We start from the raw sequence: 16,282 nt of genomic DNA on the forward strand, positions 1-16,282 counted from the left end.
CCGCGAGTATAGAGGAGTGACCACCTCATCCAACGCCCCGACAACTAATTCATCCACAGACCTCCCCGCCGAACCCCTCGACACCATCGCCGTGTCCGTCCAGGGACTCCGTTGCTCCTACGGCTCCTACGAGGCGGTGCGCGGTGTCGACCTTTCGATCCGCAACGGGGAATTCTTCGCCCTGCTCGGCACCAACGGCGCCGGCAAGACGACAACGATGGAGACCCTCGAGGGCCACCGCGCCGCAAGCTCCGGAACCCTCTCCATCCTCGGCAGCGACCCCTTTCGCCAGAAGGCATTGCTTCGCCCCCGCATCGGCATCATGTTGCAGGAAGCAGGCTTCGCCGACGACCTGACGGTCGAGGAGACCTGCCTGCTTTGGCTCCGGCTCTCCAAGGCAAACCCCGACGGCAAAAGCCGGGAGGAAGTCATGAGGAAAGGACTCAACCTCCTTGACCTCACCGACAAGACGTCCACCAGGGTGAAAATGCTGTCTGGCGGGCAGCGCCGCCGCCTGGACCTGTTGCTTGCAACCGCCAACGAGCCCGACCTCCTGTTCCTCGACGAGCCCACCACCGGCCTTGATCCGGAATCCCGCGAACGGACGTGGGAGCTGGTGCGCGGGCTGAACGGCGCCGGGACCACGGTGGTCCTCACCACCCACTATCTCGAGGAGGCGGAAGCCTACGCCGACCGCATCGCGATCATGCACGACGGTGAGATCGCCGTCGCGGGCACGCTTGCCGACGTGTTGGGCCGCGAACCAGCGGCCATTTCCTTCCAGGTGGACGCCGCCGTGGACGTCCTGTCCCTCAGGAGCCTCGGCCTCTCACCGGACGTCACGCGGACCCCGGCCAGCACACAGGTCACTGTGCCGTCGCTGCATCTCCAGCAGGACCTGTGGAAGGTGCTGGGCTGGGCCGAAGAACGGCGGATCCGGCTGGATCGCCTGTCCGCCTCGGAGGCTTCCCTCGCCGCCGTCTTCCGCCGCGTGAGCCTCGGCGATGCCGCATGACCAGCCACGGACACCCAGACAATCCCGCCGCCAGGAGAGAACGATGAAAACCCTTAGGCCATCCCCGGCTTCACCAAACGCCGCGCACCAACCCTCCGCAGCGAGCCGCGTCACGTCCATCGCACTCATGGAACTGCGCATCATCTTCCGCAACAAAACCGTCCTGACCGGTGCAGTCCTCATGCCGATCGCGACGGGCGTCTACATGTTCTACATCGGCGCCGATCAAATGACGGGCCCGTCCGGGGCTGCGATCCTGGCCGGCCTCACCCTCATGATCGTCGCCCTCCTGGGCGTCTACCTGACGGCGACAACAACCCTTGCCACACGCCGCCAGGAGCTGTTCCTCAAGCGGCTGCGCAGCGGTGAGTCTTCCGACACCGTGATCTGGCTGGGTATGCTCACCCCGATCGTGGCCCTCGTCGCCGCACAGCTCGCCGTCATCGCCATCGGGTTCGCCGTCGGGGGAGTTGACGCGCCGACCCATCCCCAGGTGGTGCTCGGCGCCGCATTCGGTTTCCTGGCCCTCTGCGCATCGGCCGGCATGCTCACCAGCATCTACACTCCGTCCGCGGCGGCCGCGCAGATCACGACCCTCCCGTTCCTCGCCGTCGTCATGGGCACATTTTTCTGGACCGGGTTCGACGACGGCTTCGAGACCATCTCCCGCCTCACCCCGGGAGGCTCCCTCCAAAACCTGCTCATGGCAGGCTGGGGCGCGGAGCCGTTGAACGCCTCGGTGCTGGGTGCGGCTCTCGTGCTCATCGCCTGGATTGTGCTGCCCTACGCATTCGCCGCGAAGCGCTTCCGCTGGGAGAAGCGCTGACCTGTTTATTCGCCCTGCTTACAGGACAGCTTCTGTCCCGGTCGTCGTCGTCCGCGGGAATCTCAGGTCCGGCCCGCCGAGGAAAGACAATGGCTCCGGGCTCAGCGACAACCTGTCACCAATCGTGACGGTGGCCAGCAGCAGTGCCTGTACTGCGTCGATTCCCAGGGCGCGCCCGTCGGGGTCTGCCAGGCCTAGATTCTCGATCCGAAACGCGCAGAACCATTCATCGGGAGCACTCCCCACCGGCTGCGGTCTGCAGATGGATACCGTGACTTCGCTTCCGTCAGTCTTCGAGAGGGACCGGGAGGCGATGACCCGGGAGGAGTCGAAGGGGTACGCGGGGGAGTTCATGGTGGTCACGGGATCTAGTCCTATCAGGTGTTCCCGCCGGCGGCCTTGCCATGACGCGAACTCCCCGGGAGATCAGCAGTAATGATGACACCGCGGTCTGAAATCTCCCTCCTACTGCTGACGCGCCGGCATACCGGTCACAACTACGCTTCAGGGGTCAACAAATCACCCCCATCGCACCGCAACCGGTGCGGAAGAACTCTTGAGGAAAAAGAACAATGGAATCGCTGCAACACGTCGAACGCTTCACCCTGGTGCAGAAGATCACCCTGATGGTGAACCGCTATGAAATCCGAGCGACGGATGACGCCGGCGGACCGGGCGCCCTGCTTGCCGTTGCCCAGCAGAAGCGGGCGGCATTCAAGGAACAGGTCACCTTCTACGCAGACGAAGCGAGAAGCACCCCGCTGTTCTCCTTCAAAGCGCGGCAGCGCCTTGACGTCGGGGCAACCTACGACGTGCTCGATGCCGGCGGCAGGCCGATCGGCAACTTCCGGAAGGACTTCGGCAAGTCCCTCTTCCGCTCGACGTGGCACCTCGATGCCCCGGGAGTGAAGGCCGTGGGGAACGAGCGCAGCGCCGGTGTGGCGGTGGCCCGGCGGTTGTGGGAAGTGACGCCGATCGCCGACTTCATCCCGTCCCCGTTCCTGTTCCACTTCGATTTCCTCGACACCGCGGGTCAGCGCATCATGACCTCGGAACGCCGTCGCTCACTCCGCGACAGCTACCTCGTGACAGTCCCCGGAAGGACATTTGACGGACGCGTTGCTGCCGCCATGGCCGTAGCACTCGACGCACTGCAGGCGCGCTAAGCCCGGCACGGGCCGCGGCGTCCTTCAAAAGGCGTACAAGGGGCCGGTCAGGGATCATCCCTCAGGCCGGTTACCGGGCACCGCTCAAAACCTACTGTTGGAGTGACCCTGCAGCAGCAGGCTCACCCAACGCACTTCAACAGTAAAAGGACGCAGCAATGATCGAGGCACAGGCACTTTCGAAAAGGTACGGTTCCAAGACCGCCGTAGACGCCGTGTCGTTCACCGTGCAGCCCGGCAAGGTGACGGGGTTTCTCGGCCCCAACGGGGCGGGCAAGTCCACCACGATGCGCATGATCGTGGGCCTCGACAACCCGAGTGCCGGGCGGGCCACAGTAAACGGCCTGCCCTACGCCCAGCACAGGGCACCCCTGCGTGAGCTGGGGGCCCTGCTTGACGCCAAGGCGGTCCACCCCAAGCGCTCGGCCTACACTCACCTGCGCGCCCTGGCCGCCACCCATGGCATCCCCAACAGCCGGGTCAAGGAAGTCATCGAGCTGGCCGGCCTCGGTCCGGTGGCGAAGAAGCGCGTGGGCGGATTCTCCCTCGGCATGGGTCAGCGCCTGGGCATCGCCTCTGCTCTTCTCGGAGATCCCCAGACCGTCATCCTCGACGAGCCGGTCAACGGACTGGACCCCGAGGGCGTCCAGTGGGTGCGCCACCTGGCCAAGGCCCTCGCCGCGGAGGGGCGGACGGTGTTCCTCTCCTCGCACCTTATGTCGGAAATGGCACTCACGGCCGACCACCTCATCGTGATCGGGCGCGGACGCATCATCGCCGACGCCCCTATCCAGTCGATCATTGACGGGCAGGGTGCCGCCCGCGTCCGGGTCCGGGCGGATCGACCGCAGGACCTCCTGGCCAGCCTCGCCGCCGACGGCGTCTCCTCGCAACTCCTCGAGCCCGAACTGCTCGAGGTCACCGGCGTCGATCCCCGTCGCATCGCGGAGCTCGCCCTCCGGGAGCGCGTCCTTGTCTACGAACTGACCCCGCTGCAGCTGTCCCTCGAGGACGCCTATATGCAGCTCACCTCCCAAGAAGTCGAATACTCCTCGCACAGCCTGCCCACCGGCGGCCTTGCTGCGGCATCAACTGAAGGACACCGAGCATGACCACGTTCACCGAAACCGCGCCGACCCCCGCCCAATCGAGGCTGCACCCGCGGCATGAGGCTCGATCCGCCGTCACCTTCGGCAGGGTCCTGAAGTCCGAGTGGATCAAGATCACCTCGGTGCCGTCGACGGTCGTCCTGATCATCATCACCACCGTCGTCATGATCGGTCTCGCCGCGTTGCTGGCCTGGCAGACCACTGTGCTCCTCGACTTCGAGGGCGATCCTGAGATGGCGGCGCAGATGCAGGGACAGGCCGATGCGGCCTCCACCGCCTTCGGCGTCCCGGGGTCCGGCCTCACCTTCGGACAGCTGCTGATGGCTTCGCTCGCAGTGGTCCTCATCGCCTCGGAGTGGGGAACCGGAATGATCCGCTCCGCGTTGGTGGCTGTTCCCCGCCGGGGCGTGGCCCTGCTGGCGAAGCAGTTAGTCATGGCCGCCATTTCCTTCGTGGTGGGTGCCGGGTCGGCCTTCGCCGGCTACTTCGTGGCGCAGCCCATCCTAGACAGTGCGGGCCTCGGCTTCGCCCTCAGCGACGACGGTGTACTCCTGCACATCGTGAACACGGGCTTCGTGCTCGCCCTCGTCTCCATCATTGCCATGTCGATCGGCACGCTGATCCGCAACACCGCCGGTGGCATTGTCACCTCGATCGGCGCCCTGCTGGTGCTGCCGATCCTCTTCAGCCTCTTCGGCGCAGGCACCGAATGGGTTGCCGATGCAGCGCGGTTCCTCCCGAGCTCGGGTGGGGACCAGATGGTTGCCACAACGATCACCGAGGGTGCCTTCACCCAGTGGCAGGGCGCGCTGGTACTCGGCGGCTGGGCACTCCTGCTCCTGGTCACCTCGCTCGTCGTCACTAAGAAGCGAGACGTCTAGTCCGCCCGTACACTCGCTCCATGGATCGAAAACCATGAGCGACCTGCCCTTGGTGGGGGAACCTGCGGAACGAACGGCCGCGGGCTCCCTCACCGAGCTCAATGCCCGCAGGCGTGGGCCCCTCCGGCGGTACTTCCGCCGGCACCCGCGCGCTATGGACGCCGTCGTCGTCCTGACATTCCTGGTGATCGCCCTCCCCGACGCGATCGTCATGACCGTGGAGTCCGGCAAAGGGTTGGGCCTGACCGGCGTCATCTTGGCGGCCGGGGCGCTCGCCTTCCGCCGGGACCGTCCCCTGATCGTCCTTGCCCTCGTGGCGCTGCTCGACCCACCCATAACCTTCCTCACCGGGGGGACCGTCGGCATCAGCACCGCCGCCCTGATCGCCCTGTACACCGTGGCTGCGGCCTATCCGCTGGGGAAAACCCTCGCCGCAGCGGTTGGTGCAACCTTCCTGACGGTCGGCGCCATCCTCCTGGCACCGAACGAGAGATTCGCCGAGGCGCCCGGCGTCATCTTTCTGCTGATCGGATTCCTCGTCATGTTCTTGGCCGTCGCCGTCGGGATCGGGGTCGCGGTCCGGCGGGACCGCGAGCACGAGGAGGAAGTACGCCGGTGGGCTGCCCGCAACGCGGAACTCGCCTCGGCAGAGGAACGGAACCGCATCGCCCGGGAGATGCACGACGTGATCGCGCATTCCCTGACGGTCATGGTGGCGCTCTCGGACGGCGCCGCCGTCGTGATGAAGCGCGACCCCGACCGTGCGATCGCCGTCCTGGGCGAGCTTTCCAGCACGGGCCGCGCGGCGACCGCGGACATGCGCCGGGTCCTCGGCGTCCTCCGCCTTGAAGCGCAAAGCGGGTCCCTCGAGCCGTTGCCGGCGTCGGGCTCGCTGGCGCAGCTGTTCGACGGCTTCCGCGCGGCGGGCCTGCCGCTGCGGGTGACGAGCAGCGGACCGGGCCTGCCGGAGGATCCGGCGTTCCAGCTCACGGTATACCGCATTATCCAGGAGTCCCTGACCAATGTTCTGCGCTATGGCAAGAGCGTCACCGTCGTGGATGTGTCAATTGCGAGGACCGGGAACCTGGTCACCCTGCGGATCGCGGACGACGGCCGGGGCGCAATGGGCCCCGCCGTGTCTCTGGGCTCGGGCCGGGGCATTGCCGGCATGCGGGAGCGTGCCGCGATCTATGCGGGCACGGCCGAAAGCGGCAGCAGGCCGTCGGGTGGCTGGATTGTGAATGTGCAGCTGACGGTTCCGGACGCCGGCCACGGTGCAGCGCACCAACTGGAGAAAGAAAACGATGACGACAAACCCAAGCATGCCGGCCACGCCCATTCGAATCCTGCTGGCTGATGACCAACCGCTCCTAAGGATGGGTTTTCGGCTGATCCTCGAGGGCGAGCCGGACCTCGAGGTTGTGGGGGAGGCCTCCACGGGAGAAGAGGCAGTCCGCCTGACGGCCCGGCTGTTTCCCGACGTCGTCCTCATGGATGTCCGGATGCCCGGCGGTGACGGGATCGAAGCCACCCGGCGGATCACCTCGTCGGGTGCGTCGTCCCGCATCATCATCCTCACCACCTTCGACCTGGACGAGTATGCGTTCGCGGGTCTGCAGGCGGGAGCGTCGGCCTTCCTGCTCAAGGATGTGGCGCCGACGGACCTCGTCCAGGCGGTACGCGTTGTGGCCAGCGGCGACGCCGTCGTCGCGCCGCGGGTCACCCAGCGCCTGCTGGAGACGTACGTGAGGTCGCTCGCGCCGGCGCAGACGGCTCCCTCAGCGCCCGATAAGCGGCTGGCTGACCTCACGCCGCGGGAGCGGGAGGTCCTTGAGGCGGTCGCGGAGGGATTGTCGAACGCGGAGCTGGCGAAGCGGTTCTTCCTCTCGGAAGCGACAGTCAAGACCCATGTGCGGCGGATCCTCATGAAGCTCGGCCTGCGGGACCGCGTGCAGGCTGTGGTGTACGCGTATGAGAACGGCATTGTGGTGCCGGGGCCGGCTGCCTGAACACGATCTGCAGGGACGTTACTGTCAACGGCGTTATGCATCACTGCCGTTGGAACTGCCTCGACCGCGGGTGTCGAATCGGCGTCTGTACTCGGTGGGAGTGGTCGAGAAGGCGGCCGCGAAGTTCTGGCGGAGTGTGACGGCGTTGCCGAACCCGCAGTCCGCTGCGATCTGATCAATCGACAGGTCCGTGGTTTCCAGCAGGCGCCGGGCTGTATCGAGCCGGCGGGAGCGTACCCAGGCGGAGGGTGTTGTCCCGGTCGCTGCCCGGAACGCGCGGACGAAGGTGCGGCGGCTCATATGTGCCTGCCCGGCTAGACGGTCGACGGTGAGTGGCTCACGGAGGTTGCCCAGCGCCCACTCGAGCAGGTGCGCAATCGGGTCGTCGGTGGAACGCTGGGGAACCGGGTGCTCGATGTACTGTGCCTGTCCGCCCTCCCGGTGGGGTGCGACGACGAGACTGCGGGCCACCTTGTTTGCTGCGTCGGCTCCCAGACGTGTCCGTACGAGATGAAGGCATGCGTCAAGGCCCGATGCCGTGCCCGCCGAGGTCATGACATCCCCGTGGTCGATATACAGGACCGAGCGGTCGAGGAGGATGTCCGGGTGCCGCTCGGTCAGGGTGGTGAAGGCCTGCCAGTGCGTGACGGCCTGACGGCCGGTGAGCAGGCCCGCGTCCGCCACGGCGATCGCACCTAGACACAGACCCAGGATTGCGACCTCCTGCTTGTGTGCATCCTGCAGTACGGTCCGCAGCGTGTCGCTCGGAACGCGCCCGTCGTCGAACCACGAGGGCACCACCACGACATCCGCGCCCGCCGCGGCGTCGGGGCCCTCAATCCCGGCCAACTGATAACCCTCGGCCGTCCGAACCGTGCCGGGGCGGTCGGAGAACAGGGTGGTCGTCCACTCCGCGAGTCCCTGCCGCATGACCTCGTCGAAGACCATCTGCGGGACGGCGAGATGGAACATCGTCACGCCGTCGAAGGCGTACACCGCGATGCGCACTGGAATCCCTTCTACTGGCCTGAATCCATCGTACATAGGCCTCCATGCCACTGGTTGGACGCTGCTGGAGCGTGAAACATGGAGTTATCGCCGATTCGGCGGTGACCACGCCTATGCAGGAGAAGCCCAACCATGAGCATGCCCCGTCGCGCCCTCGTCATTGTCGATGTCCAGCAGCAGTACTTCAGCGGTCTCCTCGAGATCCAGTACCCGCCGCACCAGGATTCCCTGCCGATGATCGCACAAGCGATTGATGCGGCCACCACGGCCGGTATCCCGATCGCGGTCATTCAGCACACCGCAGGCGACGGAGCCCCGGTCTTCGCCCCCGGCACACCGGAGTTCGAACTCCACCCCGAGGTCCAGAGCCGACGCACCGACGCGTGGAAGAGCGTCGTCAAGGAGTACGGGTCCATCTACGCCCACACGGACCTGACTGAATGGCTGCGCGGACACGACATCGACACCGTCACCCTCGTGGGCTACATGACCAACAACTGCATCCTCGCCTCGGCTGTGGAAGCGGAATCCATCGGCTTCGCCACGGAGGTCCTCTCTGATGCCACCGGAGCCATCAACCTCGCCAACGAAGCCGGCTTCGCCGACGCGAAAACTGTTCACACAACTCTGCTCACGCTGCTGAACTCGAACTGGGCCTCGGTCGGGACCACCGAAACCTGGACCGAACTCCTCCGCGCCCGGCAGGTGCTGCAGGGAAGTGATCTGGGCAGCTCCGCGGCGGCTGGAACCGCACGCGTCGCCCGGTCCTCGTCCCTGGCGTCCTAACCGCAGCGGGGTGACAGCGCCGGGAGCCTCAGCAGCTAGGGTGATCGCATGGATTTCGACTGGCTCCGGACCTCGTGCCTGTCCTTCCCCGGTGCCTACGAGGATTACCCCTTCGGACCCGAGACCGCCGTGTTCCGCGTCCGGGTCCGACGCCGGGGAGAGACGCCGGCAGCCGGCAAAATCTTCGCCCTCGTCGGCGTCGATGCCAGCCCGTTGTCCATCTCCCTGAAGTGCGATCCGGCGCTTGCGGTCCAGCTTCGCGCGGCACATCCCGAGATCACGGGTGCATGGCACCTGAACAAGAAGCACTGGAATGGTGTGCGGCTCGACGGAAGCATGCCGGCCGAAACCGTGCGCGACATGATCGAGGACTCCTATGACCTGGTCGTTGCGTCCCTGCCCGCCGCGGATAGGGACGCACTCGGCTGGTCCGTGGGCACCCCCTGACAGGGGTCCTGCGAGGCGAAGGATCCATCGGATGGGAAAAGCGGCTCGTGCAGCCGCGAAGGGGCCCGCCGAGTACTCGGCGGGCCCCTTCGCGATGCAGGACTCAGGCCGTCTCTTCGCCCTTGTCGTCTACTTCCTCGACCCACGACGGCGGCTCATCGCGGCCCTGGTCTTCGTCCTTCTCGGCGTCCTCCGGCGTCTCCTGCACGATGCCCTGCGCGTGGTGCGTGGGCGCGTAGATCGTGTAGAGGCGGAGTGGTTTGTCCCCGGTGTTTTCGACGTCATGCCACGTGCCGGCGGGCACCTGGATGCTCCAGCCGTCCTCGACATCCTGTTGGAACGAGAGGTCGTCCTTCGAGGGCCCCATCTTCACGCGGCCGTTCCCGGCATCGATGCGCAGGAACTGGTCGGTGCCGTGATGCACCTCAAGGCCGATCGCAGCGCCGGGCTCGATAGACATGAGCGTCACCTGCAGGTGCTTGCCCGTCCAGGCGACGCGGCGGTAGTTGGTGTTTTCCGTCGTTGCGCTCTCGATGTCGAACGCATTCGGCTTCGGTCCATTGTCGGTGATGTCCATTACCGAATTCTGTCCCATTCCTCCGAGGATCGCCAAGGCGGAGAAGACATGACGTGGATTCAGGACGGCTTCCGGCTACTCGCCAGCCGGGCATTGCGAAAACTACGGCTGGGTCGGCCTGTGGCCGATTGCGCCCGACCGGCACCAATTCAGGATGAGTTCCGCCCGGCCGTGTTCACGGCACTGGTTGAGGAATTCAGATCTGCGGAGGTGAGGTGCAGCGCATGCAACTGATTGGTGAACGCCGCCGCCATCCGGTCGTGGCCCGCCTGGGTCAGGTGGACCCCGTCGGTCATGAGCTGACCGGCCTGGTAGCGGGTCAGCCAATCACCGGCACTGATAAAGGGGATGCTGCTGCTGCGTGCGAAGGATCCAAGCAGTCCATCCACTGCGCTGCGCCGCCCGCCGCCCGCGGCCGCGCCCTTGGCCAGAGTGCCGACCAGCACAATCCTCGAGGAAGGGTAGTGCTCGGCCAGCGGCGACATTAGTGCGCTGGCCCCGTTGAAAATCTGCTCGTCGGTCGCCCCCTGCGTGGCGTCGTTTCCGCCCCCCTGCACGACGATGAGGTCCGGATCCGAACAGGGCAGGACCCACTGGCCCCGCGTCAACGCGGCCGAGTAATTCAGCGCTCCGACGCCGTTCGCGGCCACAAACCCGGTTCCTCCCGCTCCGACGAACCACACGTCATACCCGGCATTCCGTAAACCGGTCTGGGGCCACGTGCGGTCACCGCTCACTCCTGCGGCGCCGGCCGACTGCGAGTCACCGATCAGCAGGGCTGTCCTCCGGGCGTCTGGAGCACGGTGGCCAGGCGTGGCCGTGACAGGGTACCTGCACCCGTTCTCATGGGGTCCGCCGACCACTGCCCGTGCAACTGGAGACGGTGCCGCTGAACGCGCCGGAAAAAATGAACTGGCAATACCGGTGACCACTGCGACGACTGCTGTTGCCTGAGGCTGGAATGTGACGAAGCCACCGGCTGCCGCTATCACCACGGCCAGCGCGACGGCGAGGCCGGCACCAGCAGGTGCCCGGCTTTGCCTGTGTCCCGTCCGGTTCATGGTTCCTCCAAGGCCGGGATGCCCGGCGCACCAAGGGATCACATTGTGAGAGGTGAAGCACCCGCGAGTCAATGGTGTTTACGCACCAGATGGTCCAGTCATGCGCACGAGGACGGCCTCGTGGTGTCGAGGTCGGTTCACCGAGCGTCGATGGCGTGATCATGGGCAAGAGCCGGCATCACCAATGGCCTTGGTGCTGGCCGTGTCAGATCTCCAGGATGCCGTCGCGGGCGTCTGCGGCGGGCGGGAGCGCCCCCGTGTCGAGGTCCTCCATGAGGTGGATTGACGCGTACTGCGTCGAGGCCACCCTGCCCCCATCATCGAAAACCCGAAGGGTGCGCCGCAGCCGACCGGATGGGTAGTGGGGGTGCTTGAAGCTCACCTCGACGCGCGTGAAAGGCCAGTCACCGGCGACCTCCACGCGAGGGTTTCGGAGGCCGGTAGCGAGGGGAATCACGGAACCGTCATCGCCGTGCCAGTACGAGTCGAGATTCGCGAACTCGGCGCAGACCGCGTCAACGGCCGCCTGCCTCTCGGCGGGAGACAGATCGACCAGATCCCACCGCGCGCGCGGATCGCCAGGCTTGAGGGGATGCGCCTGCGGAGCACACCTGTTCATCACGCGAAGAACCTCATGTTCACCGATGAAAGTTGTCGCGCACTCGCCAATGCGAAGAGCGGCGGGAAGCTCATCGGGAGGCAGGTCGAGCTGCAGGTGACGGTAGGAGTACCCGATGCCGCCAAGACTGGCGCGGTGCTGTGCGGGCGCGGATGCGTAGACCACCAGGCGGGCCGTCTCGCCGCTGTCCCACGCGTAAACGGCAAGACGATCAAGTACCAGCGAGTGTCGTGTCCCATCCGACCCGAGGACGAGGACCCCCCGCTCATCGAGCCACGCGGCGTGGTCGTCGGGGTCGGCGGGCCAGGCATCAGCGGTCAGCCACAGACCGTGCCGGGTTGCCCCAATGGTCTTGAACCCTGTGAGGTTCGGGAACCGGGTCACCGCTCCGCCAGGGGACACATGGACTGCGGCGGCATGCTCCTCCGCGGCCGCGTCGTCCTCGGCCTCCGCCGGCGAGTAGAAGACCCATACTCCGCCCGGGGCGGCGGCGACGCGCATCTCTGGATGGCGCAGGCCGACAGGGAGGTCAGACCAAGCGACGGCAAGGTCGGGCATCCCGGCGCGCCGGACCACCGCGATCGGCTCGGTGACACTCACCCGGATCCGCGAACCTGCAACCCAGACTTCCTGCCAACCTGAGGGCTCCAGCATCATGCGGTAAGTGTTGCAGACTGCGCCATACCTTCGATGCAGTCCAGCAAACAAACACGTCGGGGCTCCCGCCGCCGCGCGTCCGAGGCCCAAATCGAACGCAAACGCGCCGTCTGCTCGCGGGGTCCCGCGCACGAATTGCGCTACCGCCAAGAATGATGGTGCGGCCAGTCCCTAGTCGTCGAAGGCGAACCAGCAAATGCTGTTCCTACGCTTCTGGTCGTCGATGACCAGGGCACGGATGTTCCCTGGAAGCTGGTCGCGCTGCCAATCCCGTTCGGCCCGCCCTGCTTCGTGGCTCTTGCCGGATGGTGAAGCGGCTTGGACTGCTTTGATCGCGTATGCGGCCGCACCGAGATCATGTTCGGGCACGTGAGCCACGCACGCCGCTTGTCCGGCAGCGTACGCAGCAAACCGAGCCGCTCCTTGGAGTGGCCGGGCCGCGCCCATGGCGTGGCCACCGATCGCTCGGGTTTCCATCATCTGCATCTCGCCCCGGGTCCAAGCGCGTGCAGCTTCAAGTGCTTGCCGGGGGCGCGGATCAAAGGGCTGCGCCTGATCGAAGAGGGGTAGGACATGCTCGGCGCAGGCTGCCGCCCATAGAGCAAGGGAGTGATGCTCAGCAACGGTGAGAAGCCCACCGCGGCGCTCGGTGATGAACCGCGGATCGCGGACTGAGGGAAGGATCATCTCGCTCCTGGCAGGGGGACAGAAACCGACGTCTTCACTAAGGCTAGGAGCCGAACTTCTCTGCGCCCAAGCTGATGAGGAACCCGTCAGGGTCTTTGATGCTGGCAACCCGCTCACCCCAGGGCATATCAGCAGGCCCATTCACAGCCAGGCCGCCGGCCCTGAGGGCTTGCTGGAATGAATAATCGACATCGTCGACGTAAAACCACAGCGCTATCCGGTCGACGGCGGCGGGAGGAACCTCGTCTGCTGCGATTCCTACTTTTGCACCTCCGACCCGAAGGGAAACGAAGACGTCGTTTCCATCAGGGCCAGGGAACCCGTACGTGCGCTCGGCGTCGAAAGCCGACTCGTAGAAGCTCACGAGGCGCTCAAGGTCCCTGGTGGAAAGGATTGGGAATCCACTGCGTACCGCCATGCGGAAAGTCTAAGCCGGTCTGAGGAGATGATTCAGCAGGGCTGCGAATCATCTTCGGCGTCAGGTGCCGCTGATCACCCGGTCACGCCCGGCAAGGACACCCGTCACGGCGAGCACCGCCATGATGCCCGCGGTGACGAGGAGCGGAAGTGTCCAGCCCCCGCTCACGTCGCGAAGACCACCGAACATCACCGGGCCCGCCGCGCCTAGACCGTAGCCGACAGATTGCGCCATACCGGAAAGTGAGGCTGCCTGCGGGTAATTCACGGTCCGGAGGCTGAACAGCGACAGGGCGATGACGATCAGGCTCCCGCACCCGATCGCACCAAGAAGAACCCACAGCAAGACGAGGTCCGGCGCAAGCGCCAGCCCCAGAAACGTCACCAACATGAGCGCGCTGCTCGCGAAAGCCACGAGCCGTTGGTCCGAACCCCGGTGGAGTATTCCCCCTGCGACAAGGCTGGCGAACACGCTGACGAGCAGGAACACGGACAGGTGGATGCCCGCTGTAGTGGCGGGGACCCCGCGGCTCTGTTCGATGGTGGGCAGCCAGGCCATCAGGACGTAGAAGGCGATCGATTGCAGTCCCATGAAGATCGTCACCTGCCAGCCCAAGGCTGAGGCCCAGGGAGACCGGTAGGGAACCTCCGGCGCGGCGGCACGCACGGTGCCTGACTTGTGCCGGCGCAGCCACGGCAGGAGCACCGCCATGGCGATGAAAGCCAGTCCTACCCAGATTCCGAGGGCAAGCCGCCATCCCGCCGGGGACGTTTGTGCCACGGGAACGACGACGGCGGCACCGACCGCCGCGAAGGCGGCCTGTGTGGCGGTGTAGCTGCCGGTGACCTGGCTGACCCTCGCCGGAAAATCCCGCTTTACGAGGGATGGCACCAGAACATTGAGAAACGCGATTGCCAAGCCGATCAGTGCGGTCCCCACCCAGATGAAGCCGGGCACAGGTAAGGAGCGGAGCACGATACCCGAGGCGAGGATCAGCAGCGACATCCACAGTGCCCGATCAAGACCCAGACGGGAAGCGAATCCTGGCGCAACAGGGGAAAAGACTGCGAAAGCAATGAGCGGAAGACCTGTGAGGAAACCGGCTGCGGCACTGGACAGCTCAAGGTCGCTGCTGATGTTCCCGAGCACGGGTCCCACGCTGACGAAGGACACCCGAAGATTCACTGCGATCAGCAGCAGGCCGATGAAGGCGAGACCGAACCTGGCAGTGCGGTCCGGCGGGTTCCGGGTGGCAGTGGGCATCGTGTGTTCTTCGATCCTCTGGGAGGTAGGGAGCGCTCGCGGCGTCCGTCTAGTCGACCTTGTCAGGTCAGCTTAGGTTCTGACTGGGCGCCTTGGTTTGCGGACAACTTACCTCATGTCAGGTTGGATCCTTGATGCTGAGCGTCAACCTCTCAACCGAGGGCCCGGTCTACTGCGGCCTCCACATGGATCTGCGTAGTCGGAAACACCGGGACGGGGCTGTCGTCCGCGGTGACGAGCAACTCGATCTCGGTGCAGCCAAGGATGATGCCTTGGGCCCCGTCAATAACCAACCGTCCAATGATCTCGCGGTATTCGCGGCGGGATTCGTCCGAGACGATGCCACGGACGAGTTCGTCGTAGATGATCCGGTGGACGGCCGCGCGATCCCGGGGCCCGGGCACGAAGGCCTCCACCCCTCGGGCAGCGAGGCGGTCACTGTAGAAACTTTGATCCATCGTGAACGCCGTGCCCAGCAGCCCGACGCGGGTCAGGCCGGCCTCACGGATCTTGGCCGCTGTGGCGTCGACGATATGCAGCACCGGGATCGATATGGCTTGCTCAATGGACTCGATGACAATATGCATGGTGTTCGTGCACAGTACGAGCAACTCCGCGCCAGCCCGTTCGAGCGAGAGTGCCCTGGCCGCGAGCATCTCGCCGGCCTGCTCCCACAGCCCGGCTGCCTGCAGCTTCTCAATGTCAGCGAAATCCACCGAGTCGAGCAATATGCGCGCGGAGTGGACGCCGCCAAGCCGGTCGCGCACGAGCTCGTTCGTCAGCCGATAGTACTCAGCTGTCGACTCCCAGCTCATGCCACCCAGCATCCCGATTGTGCGCACCCGTCCTCCTCATAGTCGCGCTGAGGGCCAGCCTACGTGCGTAGGCGGCAGGCTTCCATCAAAGGACTCGCGCGACGCCGGCTGACCTCGAGCCGTCTAGTGCATGTGGCTCCCGCCGTTGATATCGACAGTGGTGCCAGTGAGGTAACCGGTGTCGTTCGAAGACAGGAACGTAATGGCCGCGGCTACCTCTTCCGCTGTTGCTGTCCTTCCAAGCGGGATGTCCTTCACAAGAGCGGCTTCCTGCACGGATGTGCTGCCGACTCTGATGTTGGTATCGACCGCTCCAGGGGTCACAGCATTCACAGTCACTCCGCTATCACCCAGCTCGCGGGCCAATGCCTTGGTGAATCCCAGAATGGCCGCCTTGGCTGCAGAATACGGCACCTTCCCGAAGACGCCGCCCCCGCGCTGAGCTGAGACCGAGGACATGTTGACGATACGTCCCCACTTGTTCTCCAACATGGCCGGCAGGAACGCCTTGGTCACGAGGTAGGTGCCGGTTGCGTTGACGGCCATCACCTTGTTCCACAGGTCAAGCGTGGTATCGAGGAAAGGGACAGGTGAAGTGATGCCGGCGATGTTGGCCAAGGCGCCCACGGCCGGCAGCCTGCCCTGGTCAACTTCGGCCGCAACTGCCTTTTGGGCAGCATTTACGGAGTCTTCGTTAGCGACGTCGACTTCGTGGCCGAAGGCCGGGACGTTGAACTCATTGCTGATATCAGCGGCAACCTTGGATGACTTCTCGCCGTCGAGATCCAGGATGACCACCGCCCAGCCCTGGCTGGCATAGCGGCGGGCGGTAGTGATGCCGATGCCTCGGTCGGAAGTCGCGCCGGTTAGGACTGCTGTGCGCTGAATGGTGGTCATGATGCTCCTATGGTGCGGCGATCGATCGTATGGATGAATGC

Annotated in this window: 19 protein-coding genes; 9 read left to right on the forward strand and 10 right to left on the reverse strand. The window is 65.5% G+C overall.

Annotated elements, in window-relative coordinates:
- Nucleotides 1-16: 16 nt before the first annotated feature.
- Both AC4D14_RS06045 and AC4D14_RS06050 read left to right on the forward strand, forming a co-directional pair.
- Nucleotides 17-1,015, forward strand: coding sequence for an ABC transporter ATP-binding protein (locus AC4D14_RS06045; protein WP_490900749.1), 999 nt, complete (start codon nucleotides 17-19; stop codon nucleotides 1,013-1,015).
- Nucleotides 1,016-1,058: 43 nt separating this feature from the next.
- On the forward strand, nucleotides 1,059-1,841 hold the full coding sequence (locus tag AC4D14_RS06050; RefSeq protein ID WP_490900751.1) for an ABC transporter permease: 783 nt from the start codon (nucleotides 1,059-1,061) through the stop codon (nucleotides 1,839-1,841).
- An 18-nt stretch (nucleotides 1,842-1,859) separates the two neighbouring features.
- Here the strand turns inward: AC4D14_RS06050 and AC4D14_RS06055 are convergent, their stop codons facing one another.
- Nucleotides 1,860-2,195 (reverse strand): DUF6968 family protein, encoded by a 336-nt coding sequence (locus AC4D14_RS06055; RefSeq protein WP_490901511.1) that lies wholly within the window; start codon nucleotides 2,193-2,195, stop codon nucleotides 1,860-1,862.
- Nucleotides 2,196-2,413: 218 nt separating this feature from the next.
- Between AC4D14_RS06055 and AC4D14_RS06060 the strand changes: the two genes are divergently transcribed.
- The 5 genes from AC4D14_RS06060 (at nucleotide 2,414) to AC4D14_RS06080 (ending at nucleotide 7,006) form a co-directional block, all read left to right on the forward strand.
- Nucleotides 2,414-3,007, forward strand: coding sequence for an LURP-one-related family protein (locus tag AC4D14_RS06060; RefSeq protein WP_490900753.1), 594 nt, complete (start codon nucleotides 2,414-2,416; stop codon nucleotides 3,005-3,007).
- A 158-nt stretch (nucleotides 3,008-3,165) separates the two neighbouring features.
- On the forward strand, nucleotides 3,166-4,119 hold the full coding sequence (locus tag AC4D14_RS06065) for an ABC transporter ATP-binding protein (RefSeq protein WP_490900755.1): 954 nt from the start codon (nucleotides 3,166-3,168) through the stop codon (nucleotides 4,117-4,119).
- Nucleotides 4,116-4,997, forward strand: coding sequence for an ABC transporter permease (locus AC4D14_RS06070; protein ID WP_490900757.1), 882 nt, complete (start codon nucleotides 4,116-4,118; stop codon nucleotides 4,995-4,997). The genes AC4D14_RS06065 and AC4D14_RS06070 overlap by 4 nt, the downstream gene beginning before the upstream one ends.
- 34 nt (nucleotides 4,998-5,031) lie before the next feature.
- A complete protein-coding gene (locus AC4D14_RS06075; RefSeq protein ID WP_490900758.1) occupies nucleotides 5,032-6,354 on the forward strand; it encodes a sensor histidine kinase in 1,323 nt (440 codons plus the stop codon).
- Between the two features lie 19 nt (nucleotides 6,355-6,373).
- Entirely contained in the window at nucleotides 6,374-7,006 is a 633-nt protein-coding gene (locus AC4D14_RS06080; RefSeq protein ID WP_490900760.1) for a response regulator, read from the forward strand.
- Nucleotides 7,007-7,039: 33 nt separating this feature from the next.
- Here the strand turns inward: AC4D14_RS06080 and AC4D14_RS06085 are convergent, their stop codons facing one another.
- Nucleotides 7,040-8,014, reverse strand: coding sequence for a GlxA family transcriptional regulator (locus tag AC4D14_RS06085; protein WP_490900761.1), 975 nt, complete (start codon nucleotides 8,012-8,014; stop codon nucleotides 7,040-7,042).
- Between the two features lie 132 nt (nucleotides 8,015-8,146).
- Between AC4D14_RS06085 and AC4D14_RS06090 the strand changes: the two genes are divergently transcribed.
- Together AC4D14_RS06090 and AC4D14_RS06095 are read left to right on the forward strand one after the other, a co-directional pair.
- Entirely contained in the window at nucleotides 8,147-8,800 is a 654-nt protein-coding gene (locus AC4D14_RS06090; protein WP_490900763.1) for an isochorismatase family protein, read from the forward strand.
- A 48-nt stretch (nucleotides 8,801-8,848) separates the two neighbouring features.
- Nucleotides 8,849-9,247: an MmcQ/YjbR family DNA-binding protein gene (locus AC4D14_RS06095; protein WP_490900765.1), complete on the forward strand. Its 399-nt coding sequence runs from the start codon at nucleotides 8,849-8,851 to the stop codon at nucleotides 9,245-9,247.
- A gap of 103 nt (nucleotides 9,248-9,350) precedes the next feature.
- Here AC4D14_RS06095 and AC4D14_RS06100 read toward each other — a convergent pair whose 3' ends face one another.
- The 8 genes from AC4D14_RS06100 to AC4D14_RS06135 all read right to left on the reverse strand — a co-directional run bounded on the left by AC4D14_RS06100 (nucleotide 9,351) and on the right by AC4D14_RS06135 (nucleotide 16,241).
- Nucleotides 9,351-9,824, reverse strand: coding sequence for a cupin domain-containing protein (locus AC4D14_RS06100; protein WP_490900767.1), 474 nt, complete (start codon nucleotides 9,822-9,824; stop codon nucleotides 9,351-9,353).
- A gap of 149 nt (nucleotides 9,825-9,973) precedes the next feature.
- Nucleotides 9,974-10,885, reverse strand: a complete 912-nt coding sequence (locus AC4D14_RS06105) for an SGNH/GDSL hydrolase family protein (RefSeq protein WP_490900769.1) — start codon at nucleotides 10,883-10,885, stop codon at nucleotides 9,974-9,976.
- A 205-nt stretch (nucleotides 10,886-11,090) separates the two neighbouring features.
- Nucleotides 11,091-12,161 carry a hypothetical protein gene (locus AC4D14_RS06110; protein ID WP_490900771.1) on the reverse strand — a complete coding sequence of 357 codons (1,071 nt, stop codon included), beginning with the start codon at nucleotides 12,159-12,161 and terminating at the stop codon, nucleotides 11,091-11,093.
- A gap of 171 nt (nucleotides 12,162-12,332) precedes the next feature.
- Nucleotides 12,333-12,848 carry a putative immunity protein gene (locus tag AC4D14_RS06115; protein ID WP_490900773.1) on the reverse strand — a complete coding sequence of 172 codons (516 nt, stop codon included), beginning with the start codon at nucleotides 12,846-12,848 and terminating at the stop codon, nucleotides 12,333-12,335.
- A gap of 43 nt (nucleotides 12,849-12,891) precedes the next feature.
- Nucleotides 12,892-13,266, reverse strand: a complete 375-nt coding sequence (locus tag AC4D14_RS06120) for a VOC family protein (protein ID WP_490900774.1) — start codon at nucleotides 13,264-13,266, stop codon at nucleotides 12,892-12,894.
- 60 nt (nucleotides 13,267-13,326) lie between these two features.
- Nucleotides 13,327-14,529, reverse strand: a complete 1,203-nt coding sequence (locus AC4D14_RS06125; protein ID WP_490900776.1) for an MFS transporter — start codon at nucleotides 14,527-14,529, stop codon at nucleotides 13,327-13,329.
- Nucleotides 14,530-14,681: 152 nt separating this feature from the next.
- Nucleotides 14,682-15,371 carry an aspartate/glutamate racemase family protein gene (locus AC4D14_RS06130; RefSeq protein ID WP_490900778.1) on the reverse strand — a complete coding sequence of 230 codons (690 nt, stop codon included), beginning with the start codon at nucleotides 15,369-15,371 and terminating at the stop codon, nucleotides 14,682-14,684.
- 96 nt (nucleotides 15,372-15,467) lie between these two features.
- Nucleotides 15,468-16,241, reverse strand: coding sequence for an SDR family NAD(P)-dependent oxidoreductase (locus AC4D14_RS06135; RefSeq protein WP_490900779.1), 774 nt, complete (start codon nucleotides 16,239-16,241; stop codon nucleotides 15,468-15,470).
- Nucleotides 16,242-16,282 lie beyond the last annotated feature (41 nt).

The sequence above is a fragment of the Arthrobacter sp. TJ-254 genome (assembly GCF_058269175.1).

Excerpts from the sequence above, each read along its gene's own strand:
- AC4D14_RS06110 (WP_490900771.1), bottom strand. The coding sequence starts at position 12,161 with ATGATGCTGGAGCCCTCAGGTTGGCAGGAAGTCTGGGTTGCAGGTTCG.
- AC4D14_RS06105 (WP_490900769.1), bottom strand. The coding sequence starts at position 10,885 with ATGAACCGGACGGGACACAGGCAAAGCCGGGCACCTGCTGGTGCCGGC.
- AC4D14_RS06080 (WP_490900760.1), top strand. The coding sequence starts at position 6,374 with ATGGGTTTTCGGCTGATCCTCGAGGGCGAGCCGGACCTCGAGGTTGTG.
- AC4D14_RS06135 (WP_490900779.1), bottom strand. The coding sequence starts at position 16,241 with ATGACCACCATTCAGCGCACAGCAGTCCTAACCGGCGCGACTTCCGAC.
- AC4D14_RS06050 (WP_490900751.1), top strand. The coding sequence starts at position 1,059 with ATGAAAACCCTTAGGCCATCCCCGGCTTCACCAAACGCCGCGCACCAA.
- AC4D14_RS06055 (WP_490901511.1), bottom strand. The coding sequence starts at position 2,195 with ATGAACTCCCCCGCGTACCCCTTCGACTCCTCCCGGGTCATCGCCTCC.
- AC4D14_RS06090 (WP_490900763.1), top strand. The coding sequence starts at position 8,147 with ATGAGCATGCCCCGTCGCGCCCTCGTCATTGTCGATGTCCAGCAGCAG.
- AC4D14_RS06065 (WP_490900755.1), top strand. The coding sequence starts at position 3,166 with ATGATCGAGGCACAGGCACTTTCGAAAAGGTACGGTTCCAAGACCGCC.
- AC4D14_RS06070 (WP_490900757.1), top strand. The coding sequence starts at position 4,116 with ATGACCACGTTCACCGAAACCGCGCCGACCCCCGCCCAATCGAGGCTG.
- AC4D14_RS06060 (WP_490900753.1), top strand. The coding sequence starts at position 2,414 with ATGGAATCGCTGCAACACGTCGAACGCTTCACCCTGGTGCAGAAGATC.
- AC4D14_RS06075 (WP_490900758.1), top strand. The coding sequence starts at position 5,032 with ATGAGCGACCTGCCCTTGGTGGGGGAACCTGCGGAACGAACGGCCGCG.
- AC4D14_RS06100 (WP_490900767.1), bottom strand. The coding sequence starts at position 9,824 with ATGGACATCACCGACAATGGACCGAAGCCGAATGCGTTCGACATCGAG.
- AC4D14_RS06115 (WP_490900773.1), bottom strand. The coding sequence starts at position 12,848 with ATGATCCTTCCCTCAGTCCGCGATCCGCGGTTCATCACCGAGCGCCGC.
- AC4D14_RS06125 (WP_490900776.1), bottom strand. The coding sequence starts at position 14,529 with ATGCCCACTGCCACCCGGAACCCGCCGGACCGCACTGCCAGGTTCGGT.
- AC4D14_RS06095 (WP_490900765.1), top strand. The coding sequence starts at position 8,849 with ATGGATTTCGACTGGCTCCGGACCTCGTGCCTGTCCTTCCCCGGTGCC.
- AC4D14_RS06120 (WP_490900774.1), bottom strand. The coding sequence starts at position 13,266 with ATGGCGGTACGCAGTGGATTCCCAATCCTTTCCACCAGGGACCTTGAG.